This is a genomic window from Leclercia sp. AS011, from assembly GCF_037152535.1.
In the GTDB taxonomy this organism is placed as follows: domain Bacteria; phylum Pseudomonadota; class Gammaproteobacteria; order Enterobacterales; family Enterobacteriaceae; genus Enterobacter.
The window spans coordinates 1-12,899 of the sequence record NZ_JBBCMA010000008.1 but is presented as its reverse complement, the minus strand read 5'-3'; the positions used below and the strand labels follow the sequence as shown (position 1 = coordinate 12,899).

At 56.1% G+C, this 12,899-nt stretch carries 11 protein-coding genes and 1 riboswitch; of the genes, 8 read left to right on the top strand and 3 right to left on the bottom strand.

Going from position 1 to position 12,899, the window contains the following annotated elements; genetic code table 11:
- Nucleotides 1-185 precede the first annotated feature (185 nt).
- On the bottom strand, nucleotides 186-1,337 hold the full coding sequence (gene argE / locus WFO70_RS20780; protein ID WP_337018961.1) for an acetylornithine deacetylase: 1,152 nt from the start codon (nucleotides 1,335-1,337) through the stop codon (nucleotides 186-188).
- Between the two features lie 88 nt (nucleotides 1,338-1,425).
- On the opposite strand from argE, the gene argC reads away from it, so the two are divergent.
- The 4 genes from argC (at nucleotide 1,426) to oxyR (ending at nucleotide 5,868) form a co-directional block, all read left to right on the top strand.
- Nucleotides 1,426-2,430 (top strand): N-acetyl-gamma-glutamyl-phosphate reductase, encoded by a 1,005-nt coding sequence (gene argC / locus WFO70_RS20775; RefSeq protein ID WP_337018959.1) that lies wholly within the window; start codon nucleotides 1,426-1,428, stop codon nucleotides 2,428-2,430.
- A gap of 6 nt (nucleotides 2,431-2,436) precedes the next feature.
- Complete coding sequence (argB, locus tag WFO70_RS20770) at nucleotides 2,437-3,213, top strand: acetylglutamate kinase (RefSeq protein WP_337018957.1); 777 nt, start codon at nucleotides 2,437-2,439, stop codon at nucleotides 3,211-3,213.
- Nucleotides 3,214-3,287: 74 nt separating this feature from the next.
- Nucleotides 3,288-4,661 (top strand): argininosuccinate lyase, encoded by a 1,374-nt coding sequence (gene argH, locus WFO70_RS20765; protein WP_337018956.1) that lies wholly within the window; start codon nucleotides 3,288-3,290, stop codon nucleotides 4,659-4,661.
- 289 nt (nucleotides 4,662-4,950) lie between these two features.
- Nucleotides 4,951-5,868: a DNA-binding transcriptional regulator OxyR gene (gene oxyR / locus WFO70_RS20760; RefSeq protein ID WP_142487549.1), complete on the top strand. Its 918-nt coding sequence runs from the start codon at nucleotides 4,951-4,953 to the stop codon at nucleotides 5,866-5,868.
- Here the strand turns inward: oxyR and sthA are convergent.
- Nucleotides 5,851-7,251 (bottom strand): Si-specific NAD(P)(+) transhydrogenase, encoded by a 1,401-nt coding sequence (gene sthA / locus WFO70_RS20755; protein ID WP_142487548.1) that lies wholly within the window; start codon nucleotides 7,249-7,251, stop codon nucleotides 5,851-5,853. The two genes, oxyR and sthA, sit on opposite strands and share 18 nt — an antisense overlap.
- Before the next feature lie 196 nt (nucleotides 7,252-7,447).
- Between sthA and fabR the strand changes: the two genes are divergently transcribed.
- Together fabR and WFO70_RS20745 are read left to right on the top strand one after the other, a co-directional pair.
- The gene (gene fabR, locus WFO70_RS20750) at nucleotides 7,448-8,086 is read left to right on the top strand and encodes an HTH-type transcriptional repressor FabR (RefSeq protein ID WP_032615233.1); all 639 of its coding nucleotides are present in this window, start codon (nucleotides 7,448-7,450) and stop codon (nucleotides 8,084-8,086) included.
- 10 nt (nucleotides 8,087-8,096) lie between these two features.
- On the top strand, nucleotides 8,097-8,456 hold the full coding sequence (locus WFO70_RS20745; RefSeq protein WP_032615232.1) for a YijD family membrane protein: 360 nt from the start codon (nucleotides 8,097-8,099) through the stop codon (nucleotides 8,454-8,456).
- 50 nt (nucleotides 8,457-8,506) lie between these two features.
- Here the strand turns inward: WFO70_RS20745 and trmA are convergent, their stop codons facing one another.
- Entirely contained in the window at nucleotides 8,507-9,607 is a 1,101-nt protein-coding gene (trmA, locus tag WFO70_RS20740; protein ID WP_337018952.1) for a tRNA (uridine(54)-C5)-methyltransferase TrmA, read from the bottom strand.
- Between the two features lie 104 nt (nucleotides 9,608-9,711).
- Nucleotides 9,712-9,889, top strand: a riboswitch (cobalamin riboswitch).
- A gap of 66 nt (nucleotides 9,890-9,955) precedes the next feature.
- On the opposite strand from trmA, the gene btuB reads away from it, so the two are divergent.
- Nucleotides 9,956-11,809, top strand: coding sequence for a TonB-dependent vitamin B12 receptor BtuB (gene btuB, locus WFO70_RS20735; RefSeq protein ID WP_337018950.1), 1,854 nt, complete (start codon nucleotides 9,956-9,958; stop codon nucleotides 11,807-11,809).
- Nucleotides 11,754-12,605, top strand: coding sequence for a glutamate racemase (gene murI, locus WFO70_RS20730; RefSeq protein ID WP_337018948.1), 852 nt, complete (start codon nucleotides 11,754-11,756; stop codon nucleotides 12,603-12,605). Before btuB ends, murI begins: the two co-directional genes overlap by 56 nt.
- Nucleotides 12,606-12,899 lie beyond the last annotated feature (294 nt).

Sequence of the window (12,899 nt, the reverse complement as noted above, 5' to 3'; positions counted from 1 at the left end):
TGTCATCTCCCTTTATAAAGCCACGTAAAACCCCCGTCGTCAATTGCTGCGAAAACGGTTCAGCAAACGAATAAATGCGGGCAATTTACGAAATTTAATTGGCTTTGCGTCAGATAAGAGATGCTTATGAGAATGTGACGAGGATCATGAGATTTTTCCCCTCTCGTGAGAGAGGGGAGCAGTCATTAATGCCAGCAGAAGTGATGCACAACCTGAGTAATTAACTCACGGGTCGGTTTGATAAAGCGCGTTTCCAGGTACTCGTCCGGCTGGTGGGCCTGGTTGATGGAGCCCGGCCCGAGGACCAGCGTCGGACACAGCGTCTGAATAAACGGCGCCTCAGTGCAGTAGTTCACCACGTCGGTTTTCTCACCGAGCAGCTTTTCCACCACTTCGACCAGCTGATGATCCGGCGGGCACTCATAACCCGGGATAGGCGGGTGCAGTTCGGAGACCGTCAGACGGCCCGGCCAGCGCTCGCTCACCGGGGCCAGGGCTTCATTCAGCAGGCCGTCGAGATCGCTCAGCGTCATGCCCGGCAGCGGGCGGATATCCATGTGCAGTTCGCAGCAGGCGCAAATACGGTTTGAAGCATCGCCGCCGTGCAGGCTGCCAAGGTTCAGGGTCGGATACGGCACGGTGAACGCGTGGTAGTGGTAACGCTCTTTCAGGTCATCGCGCAGGGTCATGATGCGGCCGATGGCGTCATGCATCAGCTCAATGGCGTTCACGCCGCGCGCCGGATCGCTGGAGTGGCCGGACTGGCCCAGCACGCGCACTGCGGTAGAGATATGGCCCTTGTGCGCACGAATCGGCTGCAGGGAGGTTGGCTCGCCGATAATCGCACAATCCGGACGAATCGACGTGTTTTCCGAGAAGTAGCGCGCGCCCGCCATGCTGGTCTCTTCGTCGGCGGTCGCCAGAATGTACAGCGGCTTTTTCAGCATTTTCACGTCCACATCACGCAGCGCATCGAGGATAAAGGCGAAGAAGCCTTTCATGTCGGCGGTACCCAGACCGTAAAGCTTGTTGTCATGCTCGGTCAGGGTGAAGGGATCGCGGGTCCAGCGGCCATCGTCAAACGGCACGGTATCGGTATGTCCCGCCAGCAGCAGCCCGCCTGCACCCTGTCCGGTACTGGCGAGCAGGTTAAATTTATTACGGGTTCCGGGGACCGGCTGAACCTCCACCTTAAACCCGAGATCGCTGAACCACCCCGCCAGCAGATTGATTAAAGTCTCATTACTCTGATCCAGCGCTTCTTCCGTTGCGCTGATGGACGGCGTGGCAATCAGGGCGCGGTAGATCTCGATAAATGGCGGTAAATTCATTTTCATTGTTGACACACCTTAGGTCGTGATAGTATCAATATTCATGCAATAAATGTGAATAAAAATACATTAACGTTGAGCATAAAGGAACCCGATGTTGAATACGCTGATTGTAGGCGCTAGCGGTTATGCGGGCGCAGAGCTTGTAAGCTACGTGAATCGCCATCCTCATATGACCATAACCGCTTTGACTGTCTCAGCGCAAAGCAATGATGCAGGAAAGTTAATTTCCGATTTACATCCGCAACTTAAAGGGATTGTCGATCTGCCATTGCAGCCTATGTCGGATATCAGCGAGTTTACCGACGGCGTCGACGTGGTGTTTTTGGCCACCGCACACGAAGTCAGCCACGACCTGGCGCCACAGTTCCTGGCCGCCGGCTGCGTGGTGTTCGATCTCTCCGGTGCGTTCCGCGTGAACGACGCCGCGTTCTATGAAAAATACTATGGTTTCACCCATCAGCATCCGGATCTGCTTGAAAAAGCGGTGTACGGCCTGGCGGAGTGGAGCGCAGATAAACTGAAAGAAGCGAACCTGATTGCTGTCCCGGGCTGCTACCCGACGGCGGCGCAGCTCTCCCTGAAGCCGCTGATCGATGCGGGCCTGCTGGATCTGAACCAGTGGCCGGTGATCAACGCCACCAGCGGCGTGAGTGGCGCAGGGCGTAAAGCGGCGATCGGCAACAGCTTCTGCGAAGTGAGCCTGCAGCCGTATGGCGTGTTCAATCACCGCCATCACCCGGAAATTACCACCCACCTGGGCGCGGACGTTATTTTCACCCCGCATCTGGGCAGCTTCCCGCGCGGGATCCTCGAGACCATTACCTGCCGCCTGAAACCGGGCGTGACCAAAGACCAGGTGAGCGAAGCCTTTACTCAGGCCTATGCGGATAAACCGCTGGTGCGTCTGTACGACAAAGGGGTTCCGGCGCTGAAAAACGTGGTCGGTCTGCCGTTCTGCGATATCGGCTTTGCCGTGCAGGGCGAGCACCTGATTGTAGTTGCCGCAGAAGATAACTTATTGAAAGGGGCTGCCGCCCAGGCAGTTCAGTGCGCAAATATTCGTTTTGGCTATGCTGAAACGCAGTCTCTTATTTAAGGTGTGATGATGAACCCATTAATTATCAAACTCGGTGGTGTGCTGCTGGACAGCGAAGAGGCGCTGGAGCGTCTGTTTACCGCGCTGGTTAACTATCGCGAATCACACCAACGTCCGCTGGTGATTGTTCACGGCGGCGGCTGTGTGGTCGATGAATTAATGAAAGGCCTGAACCTGCCGGTGAAAAAGAAGAACGGCCTGCGCGTGACGCCTGCCGATCAGATCGACATCATTACCGGCGCGCTGGCGGGCACCGCCAACAAAACCCTGCTGGCCTGGGCGAAGAAACACCATATCGCCTCCGTTGGCCTCTATCTGGGCGATGGCGATAGCGTAAAAGTGACCCAGCTCGACGAAGAACTTGGCCATGTTGGGCTAGCGCAGCCGGGTTCGCCAAAACTGATTAACACGCTGCTGGAAGGCGGTTTCCTGCCGGTAGTGAGCTCCATCGGCGTGACCGAAGAGGGCGCACTGATGAACGTCAACGCTGACCAGGCGGCGACCGCCCTTGCGGCCACGCTGGGCGCAGACCTGATCCTGCTCTCCGACGTGAGCGGCATTCTGGACGGCAAAGGCCAGCGCATCGCGGAAATGACCGCGGCGAAGGCCGAGCAGCTGATCGAGCAGGGCATTATTACCGACGGCATGATCGTCAAAGTGAATGCGGCGCTGGACGCCGCCCGCACGCTGGGTCGTCCGGTGGATATCGCCTCATGGCGTCACGCGGAGCAGCTCCCGGCGCTGTTTAACGGCACGCCGATTGGCACGCGTATTTTAGCGTAAGTTTGTATTGAATGACCGTAGGCCGGGTAAGCGCAGCGCTACCCGGCGGAACTAACGAATAAAGGAACGATGTTATGGCACTTTGGGGTGGGCGTTTTACACAGGCAGCGGATCAGCGGTTCAAGCAGTTCAACGACTCTTTGCGCTTCGACTACCGCCTGGCCGAACAGGATATCGTCGGCTCTGTGGCCTGGTCCAAAGCGCTGGTAACGGTAGGCGTGCTGACCGCAGAAGAACAGCTGCAGCTGGAAGAGGCGCTGAACAACCTGCTGGAAGAGGTGCGTCTGGATCCGCAGCAAATTCTCGCAAGTGACGCCGAAGATATTCACAGCTGGGTGGAAGGCAAACTGATCGACAAAGTCGGTCAGCTGGGTAAAAAGCTGCACACCGGCCGGAGCCGTAACGACCAGGTCGCCACCGATCTGAAACTGTGGTGCAAAGATACCGTGGTGGAACTGCTGGCGGCGAACCGTCAGCTGCAGAGCGCGCTGGTGGAAACCGCGCAGAACAATCAGGATGCGGTGATGCCAGGTTATACCCACCTGCAGCGCGCCCAGCCTGTCACCTTTGCGCACTGGTCGCTGGCCTACGTTGAAATGCTGGCACGTGATGAGAGCCGTCTGCAGGATACCCTGAAGCGTCTGGACGTCAGCCCGCTGGGCAGCGGTGCGCTGGCCGGTACCGCGTATGAAATCGACCGTGAACAGCTGGCCGGCTGGCTGGGCTTCGCCTCTGCGACCCGTAACAGCCTGGACAGCGTCTCTGACCGCGACCACGTGCTGGAGCTGCTCTCCAATGCTTCTATCGGCATGGTGCACCTGTCACGCTTTGCCGAAGACCTGATCTTCTTCAACTCTGGCGAAGCGGGCTTCGTCGAGCTGTCCGATCGCGTGACCTCCGGCTCCTCCCTGATGCCGCAGAAGAAAAACCCGGACGCGCTGGAGCTGATCCGCGGTAAGTGTGGCCGCGTGCAGGGCGCGCTGACCGGCATGATGATGACCCTCAAAGGGCTGCCGCTGGCCTACAACAAAGATATGCAGGAAGACAAAGAAGGGCTGTTCGACGCGCTCGACACCTGGCTGGACTGTCTGCATATGGCGGCGCTGGTACTGGACGGTATTCAGGTGAAACGCCCGCGCTGTCAGGAAGCAGCCCAGCAGGGCTATGCGAACTCTACCGAACTGGCGGACTATCTGGTTGCCAAAGGCGTACCGTTCCGTGAAGCGCACCATATTGTCGGCGAAGCGGTGGTGGAAGCCATTCGTCAGGGCAAACCGCTGGAAGACCTGCCGCTGACCGACCTGCAGAAATTCAGCAGCGTGATTAGCGATGATGTCTATCCGATCCTGGCCCTGCAATCCTGCCTCGATAAGCGTGCGGCGAAAGGCGGCGTGTCACCGAAGCAGGTGGCGCAGGCGATTGCGGATGCGAAAAACCGCCTGGTATGATGGTTTAAACGCCGGGTGGCGCTTCGCTTACCCGGCCTACATACTTAAGCCCAGCCCCGCGCTGGGCTTTTTTACGCAAAAAAAAGCGGACCATAAGGTCCGCAAAAGTTCACGTTGGCTTTAGTTGTGCGAGTTTTGAGAGAAACTCGTAAGACGGGGCAGGACTTCAAGGGTAATCGGTGCCGCCTCGTCTCTGTGATGCATTATTCAACAGAACGCTTGATAGGGATAATCGTTCGTTGCTATGCTATCTATCGCCATGAACTATCGTGGCGACGGAGGATGAATAATGAATATTCGTGATCTTGAATACCTGGTCGCATTAGCTGAACATCGCCATTTTCGCCGCGCGGCAGATTCCTGCCACGTCAGTCAGCCAACGCTGAGCGGTCAGATCCGCAAGCTGGAAGACGAGCTGGGCGTGATGTTGCTGGAGCGCACCAGTCGTAAAGTGCTGTTCACTCAGGCAGGTCTCCTGCTGGTGGATCAGGCGCGCACCGTGCTGCGCGAGGTCAAAGTACTCAAGGAAATGGCAAGCCAGCAGGGGGAGACCATGTCCGGTCCGCTGCATATCGGCCTGATCCCAACCGTTGGCCCGTATCTGCTGCCGCAGATCATCCCGATGCTGCATCAGACCTTCCCGAAACTCGAAATGTACCTGCATGAAGCGCAGACCCATCAGCTGCTGGCGCAGTTAGATAGCGGCAAGCTCGACTGTGCCATTCTGGCGCTGGTCAAAGAGAGTGAAGCCTTTATCGAAGTGCCGCTGTTTGACGAGCCGATGATGCTGGCGATCTATGAGGATCACCCGTGGGCGAACCGCGATCGCGTGCCGATGGCCGATCTGGCCGGTGAAAAACTGCTGATGCTGGAAGATGGTCACTGCCTGCGCGATCAGGCGATGGGCTTCTGCTTTGAAGCGGGTGCCGATGAAGATACCCACTTCCGCGCCACAAGCCTCGAAACGCTGCGCAATATGGTGGCGGCAGGAAGTGGTATTACGCTGCTGCCTGCGCTTTCAGTTCCGCCGGAGCGTCGTCGTGACGGGGTGGTCTATCTGCCATGTATCAAGCCGGAGCCGCGCCGTACCATTGGTCTGGTCTATCGTCCAGGGTCACCGCTGCGCAGCCGCTATGAGCAGCTGGCAGAGGCCATCCGCAGTTCGATGGATGGCCGTTTCGACAGTGCGTTAAAACAGGCGGTTTAAGCCGTTCAGCGCCGCTACCCGATAGGCTTCTGCCATGGTCGGGTAGTTAAAGGTGGTATTCACAAAGTATTCGATGGTGTTGCCGCCACCTTTTTGCTCCATGATCGCCTGGCCGATGTGAATGATTTCCGCCGCGCGTTCACCGAAGCAGTGAATGCCGAGGATCTCTTTCGTCTCGCGATGGAAGAGGATCTTCAGCGTTCCCACGCTCATTCCGACGATTTGCGCCCGCGCCAGATGTTTAAACTGGGCACGACCCACCTCGTAAGGCACCTTCATGGCTGTCAGCTGCTGTTCGGTTTTGCCAACGGAGCTAATTTCCGGAATGGTGTAAATGCCGGTCGGGATATCTTCAATCAGATGCGCCGTCGCTTCACCTTTCACCAGCGCCTGAGCCGCAATGCGCCCCTGGTCATACGCCGCTGACGCCAGGCTTGGATAACCAATCACATCACCCACGGCATAGATATGCGGCAGGGCGGTCTGGTACATGCTGTTGACCTTGAGCTGCCCACGGCTGTCGGTGGTCAGGCCGATGTTTTCCAGCGCCAGCGAATCGGTATTACCGGTACGGCCGTTGGCATACAGCAGACAGTCAGCTTTCAGCTTTTTGCCGGACTTGAGGTGCATGATCACGCCGTCATCGCAGGGTTCGATCTTCTCGTACTCTTCGTTGTGACGAATCACCACGCCGCTGTTCCAGAAATGATAGGAGAGCGAGTCGGACATCTCCTGATCGAGGAACGCCAGCAGTCGGTCGCGGGTGTTGATCAGGTCAACTTTGACGTTCATGCCGCGGAAGATGGAGGCATATTCACAGCCGATCACCCCGGCGCCGTAGATCAGCACGTGGCGCGGCTCGTGGTGCAGGCTCAGAATGGAGTCGCTGTCGTAAACGCGCGGGTGGGAGAAATCCACATCGGCCGGACGGTACGGGCGCGAGCCGCAGGCAATGACAAATTTTTCAGCGGTAATGGTCTCGACGGATCCGTCGTGACACTCCAGCGCCAGCGTATGCTCATCAACGAAATGTGCGCTGCCCTGCAGAATTTCACAGTGGTTACGCTCATAAAAACCCTGGCGCATCCGCGTCTGCTGATTAATTACGGTATCCGCATGATTCAGGATATCGGCAAAAGAAGAGCGGAGAAGGCGGGAGTGATCGCTGTAAAGAGGGTTCTGGTTGAATTCAATAATGCGGCTGACGGCGTGGCGGAGGGCTTTGGAAGGGATAGTGCCCCAGTGGGTACAGCCGCCGCCAACGTTATGGTAGCGCTCAATAACCGCGACTCTGGCTCCCTGTTTCACCAGTCCCATAGCAGCGCCTTCGCCGCCGGGGCCGGAACCAATAACTATTGCGTCGTAATCGTAGGAATGTGACATGGTAAGGCTTACCTGTTCTTATACATAAAAGCAACAGAATAGTAACATCATTGACGGGATAACCCAATTATCGTTGTGCTCTTTTCGCGTGGTGGAGCACAAACAACAGGGAAAGCTTCATTCTGTAAGCCAGGTAAACCGATTAATTTTATTCTCTGGTATAGTGCCAGCGGGCCTTTGGAAGGATTCAACTATCGTGATGGGCGTAAGAGCACAACAAAAAGAGAAAACCCGGCGTTCGCTGGTAGAAGCCGCATTCAGTCAGCTGAGTGCCGAGCGAAGTTTTGCCAGTCTGAGTCTGCGCGAAGTCGCACGCGAAGCCGGGATTGCGCCTACCTCATTCTATCGTCACTTCCGTGACGTAGATGAACTGGGTCTGACCATGGTGGACGAGAGCGGGCTGATGCTCCGCCAGCTGATGCGCCAGGCGCGTCAGCGTATCGCCAAAGGGGGCAGCGTGATCCGCACCTCCGTTTCCACCTTTATGGAGTTTATCGGCAACAACCCTAACGCGTTTCGTTTACTGTTGCGGGAACGCTCCGGTACCTCGGCCGCGTTTCGTGCCGCCGTGGCGCGTGAGATTCAGCATTTTATTGCGGAACTTGCCGACTATCTTGAACTCGAAAACCATATGCCGCGCGCCTTCACTGAAGCGCAGGCCGAGGCGATGGTGACAATAGTCTTCAGTGCGGGCGCCGAAGCACTGGATGTGAGCGTTGAACAACGCAAGCAACTCGAAGAGCGACTGGTATTGCAACTGCGGATGATCTCTAAAGGGGCTTATTACTGGTATCGCCGTGAACAAGAAAAACTGGCGCATCAATCCGATGAGTGAAAGGTGAGTAATGAAACAGACAGGACAGGATAAAGGAACATTATTGCTGGCATTGATCGCTGGCTTATCCATTAACGGGACCTTTGCAGCGATTTTTAGCTCGATTGTGCCGTTTTCGGTTTTCCCGATGATCTCCCTGGTGCTGACGGTGTACTGTCTGCATCAGCGTTATCAGAATCGCACCATGCCGGTGGGGTTACCGGCATTGTCGGCGGCGTTCTTTGTGCTGGGTGTCCTGCTGTATAGCACCGTGGTGCGTGCAGAGTACCCGGACATTGGCTCTAACTTCCTGCCTGCGGTGCTGTCGGTAGCGCTGGTCTTCTGGATCGGCTTTAAAATGCGTAACCGTAAGCAACAGCTGCCAGAATAACGGTTATGTTTTGTAGGCCGGGTCAGCGCAGCGCCACCCGGCAATACGATTTACCGGGCCGTCAGTAATACGCCACACTCCATATGGTGCGTATACGGGAACTGATCGAATAAGGCCAGACGTTCAACCTTGTGCGTCTGGCTTAATGTTTCCAGATTCTTGCATAAGGTTTCCGGGTTACAGGAGATATACAGAATACGCGGGTACGCCTGCACCATCTTCTCGGTTTCGCTGTCCAGCCCGCTGCGCGGTGGATCGACGAAAATCGTCTCACACTGGTAGCTCTTCAGATCAATCCCCTGCAGACGGTTAAACTCCCGCACGCCGTTCATCGCCTGCGTAAACTCTTCCGCCGACATGCGAATGATCTGCACATTATCAATGTGGTTCGCCGCAATGTTGTATTGCGCCGCGGCGACCGACGGCTTGGCAATTTCGGTAGCCAGTACGCGCTCAAAGTTACGCGCCAGCGCCAGCGAGAAGTTGCCGTTACCGCAGTACAATTCCAGCAGATCGCCGCTTGAACCTTCGGTGGCATGCAGCGCCCACTCCAGCATCTGCACGTTCATGGCCGCATTCGGCTGGGTAAAGCTGTTCTCTACCTGGCGATAGATCATCTCTTTGCCCGCCACCGGCAGGCGCTCGTCGATGAAATCCTGATCCAGCGCGATTTTGGTTTTTGTCGCGCGGCCAATCAGATGCACGTTGATGTTTTGCGCGCGCAGCGCATCACGCAGGGCTTCTGCGGCCTGGCGCCACTCGTCATTCAACGCTTTATGGTACAGCAGGGAGACGATGGCCTGATTGCTTTGGGTGGTCAGGTAGTCAATCTGGAACAGCTTATGGCGCAGCAGCGGGTTGTCGCGCACGCCATCCATCATCAGGGTCATTAACTGGTTAATCAGCTCGCTGGCCGCCGGGAAACTGTCCACGCGGATCCGGCTTTTGGTCTGCTGATCGAAAATGATGTGATACAGGTCGTCGCCGTCGTGCCAGATGCGGAATTCGGCACGCATACGGTAGTGACTGACCGGGGAGCGGAACACCTCAGGCGCAGGCGCAGCAAAAGGCGTCATCATACTTTGCAGACGAACGACTTTCTCTGCCAGTTGCGCGTCGTACTGTTCTGTCGGGAGGTGTTCGGGGGTCATGATGCTTCCTGATTGATGATGAATTACGCGGGGATTGTAGGGATTGTGCAGGGGATGTCCAGCCTTAATGGTTAACGGCTGTCTGGACATCTATACGTATCTAAATGTAGCATTATGTTTCCGGTCTCTTTTGAGTGAAAAGGGAATCCAGTGCAAATCTGGAGCTGACGCGCAGCGGTAAAGACTGGCGGGATGAGAGCTGTAGACACTGCTGCTGAGCGGGAAGTCTTCATCCACAACACGCCACCTAGCCCGAAGACCTGCCGGGATCACGTCGCATTTGGTTTCATCATCGCGTGCTATGGGTGAGGCCTGCGGCATCCTTCTTATATTGTGGATGCTTTTACAATGATTAAAAAAGTATCGCTGTTGACGGCGCTTTCCGTCACGGCATTTTCGGGCTGGGCGCAGGATGGCGCAGACTCGTTGGTGGTGACGGCAAACCGTGTTGCACAACCTGCTAATACCGTTCTGGCTCCCAGCTCTGTTGTTACCCGGGAAGATATCGAACGCTGGCAGGCAAAAAGCGTCGTTGAGGTCATGTCACGCTTACCGGGTGTGGATATCGCCCAAAGTGGCGGCATGGGCGCCAACTCTTCTACCTTTATTCGTGGGACGGAATCCCGCCATGTGCTGGTGCTGATCGACGGCATTCCACTGAATAACGCCGGGATCAGTAACTCACCGGATCTCAGCCAAATTCCCGTTTCACTCATCCAGCGTGTCGAATACATTCGTGGACCGCGCTCGGCCCTGTATGGTTCGGATGCGATTGGCGGCGTGATTAACATCATTACAGGTCGCGACAAGCCAGGGGCGGAAATCACCGCCAGCGTCGGCTCGAAAGGCTATCAATCCTACGATGGCGCCTTCCAGCAGGTGCTGGATAAAACCAAAATCACCCTGGGGGGTAACTATACCTATACGCGTGGTTTTGATATCGATGCCCAGGATGCGCCACGCCAGCCCGATCGCGACGGCTTTATGAGTAAGTCGCTGTTTGGCTCGGTTGAGCAGCAGCTCACCGACAACCTGAGCGGTTTCGTGCGTGGCCTCGGCTATGACAACCGCACCGCGTATGACGGCTACGAGCATTATGACGACAATTTTATGGTCGATGGCCTGCCGGATACCCGTCAGCTCTATAGCCAGAACTGGGATACCGGCCTGCGCTATATCCAGGGGATCTACCAGACACAGCTGGTGGCGGGCTACGGTCGCAGTAAAGACCAGAACTACGATCCGAGCAAAGGCCGTTATGCTTCCTCGGCCACTACGGACGACGTCAAGCAGTACACTGCCCAGTGGATGAACACCGTTACGGTGGGTCATGGCAACATCGGGGCCGGTCTGGACTGGCAGAAGCAAAAAACCCAGGCGGGAACGGGGTACCTGGATAAAGGCTACGACCAGCGCAACACCGGCGTATTCCTCTCTGCCATGCAGCAGTTCGATAGCGTCACCCTGGAAGCTGCGGCGCGTAATGACGATAACTCTAACTTTGGTAACCATAGCACCTGGCAGACCAGCGCCGGATGGGAGTTTATCGACGGTTACCGGATCATCGGTTCCTACGGCACGGCCTATAAAGCGCCGACCATGAGCCAGATCCACAGCGCGACCTATGGCAACCCGGATCTGAAGCCGGAAGAGAGCAAGCAGTGGGAAGGTGGCTTCGAGGGGCTGACCGGTCCGGTGACCTGGCGCGTATCCGGTTATCGCAACGATATCGACAACCTGATCAGCAGCGACCCACGCACGTTCCGCTACTACAACGTGGATAAAGCGCGGATTAAAGGTATCGAAGCCACAGCGCAGTTCGATACTGGCCCGGTAAGCCACCAGATTTCTTACGACTACGTTGATCCGCGCAATGCCAAAACCAACGAAGTTCTGGTCCGCCGTTCGAAGCAGCAGGTGAAGTACCAGCTGGATACGCAGGTGTGGGATCTCGACTGGAATCTGGCCTACCGCTACCTGGGCACCCGTTATGATGTGGCGTACGATCCGAATACGTTCACCTCAGAGCGAGTGAAAATGGGTGGGGTAAGCCTGTGGGATCTCGCCGTTTCATATCCTGTCACCTCTCACCTTACAGTTCGTGGTAAAATCGCCAACCTGTTCGATAAAGACTACGAGACAGTTTATGGCTACGAAACTGCAGGACGGGAATACACCTTGTCTGGCAGCTACACCTTCTGACGCACGTCCCACCGTCCTGGTGTTTGACTCCGGTGTCGGTGGGCTATCAGTCTATGATGAGATTCGGCATCTCCTGCCGGATCTTCATTACATCTATGCATTCGACAACGTGGCTTTTCCGTATGGGGAAAAGAGCGAAGAGTTTATTGTTGAACGCGTCGTTGAGATCGTTACCGCCGTACAACAGCATTACCCCCTCGCACTGGCGGTGATTGCCTGTAATACGGCGAGTACGGTTTCCCTTCCCGCCTTACGCGAAAAGTTCCCGTTCCCGGTTGTGGGCGTGGTGCCGGCGATCAAACCTGCGGCACGCCTGACGGCGAATGGCGTAGTGGGACTGCTGGCAACGCGCGGTACGGTTAAGCGTCCTTATACCCGCGAACTGATCGAGCGCTTTGCTAATGAATGTCAGATTGCGATGTTAGGTTCTGCCGAACTGGTGGAGATGGCCGAAGCGAAACTGCATGGTCAACCGGTATCGCTGGAAGAGCTGCGTCGTATTCTGCGTCCCTGGCTGCGTATGGCGGAGCCGCCAGACACGGTTGTGCTGGGCTGCACGCATTTCCCTTTATTGCAGGAAGAGCTGCTTGCCGTACTGCCGGAAGGGACCCGTCTGGTGGATTCGGGGGCGGCCATTGCCCGACGCACCGCATGGCTGCTTGAACATGAAGCGCCAGATGCAAAATCTGTCGACGCGAATATCGCGTATTGCATGGCATTGACCGCTGAGACTGAGCAACTTTTGCCCGTTTTGCAGCGTTACGGCTTTGAAACGCTCGAAAAACTAGCGCTGTAGCACGTTTTTGAGCAAAAAAAAGGCGGTTGAAAGATTTTTTTAAATTAGCTCTTGTCACTGCCGAAGAACTCCCTATAATGCGCCTCCACTGACACGGAACAACGGATTACAAACCGCCGTGACAGCAGGCTTCAGAGATGAACGCCGACAGAGAAAAGCGAAAATAATTGCTTGACTCTGAATGAGGAAAACGTATTATACGGGACCTCGCAACGGTGAGCGAAAGCCGCGTTGCACTGCTCTTTAACAATTTATCAGACAATCTGTGTGGGCACTCAAAGTGACATGGATTCT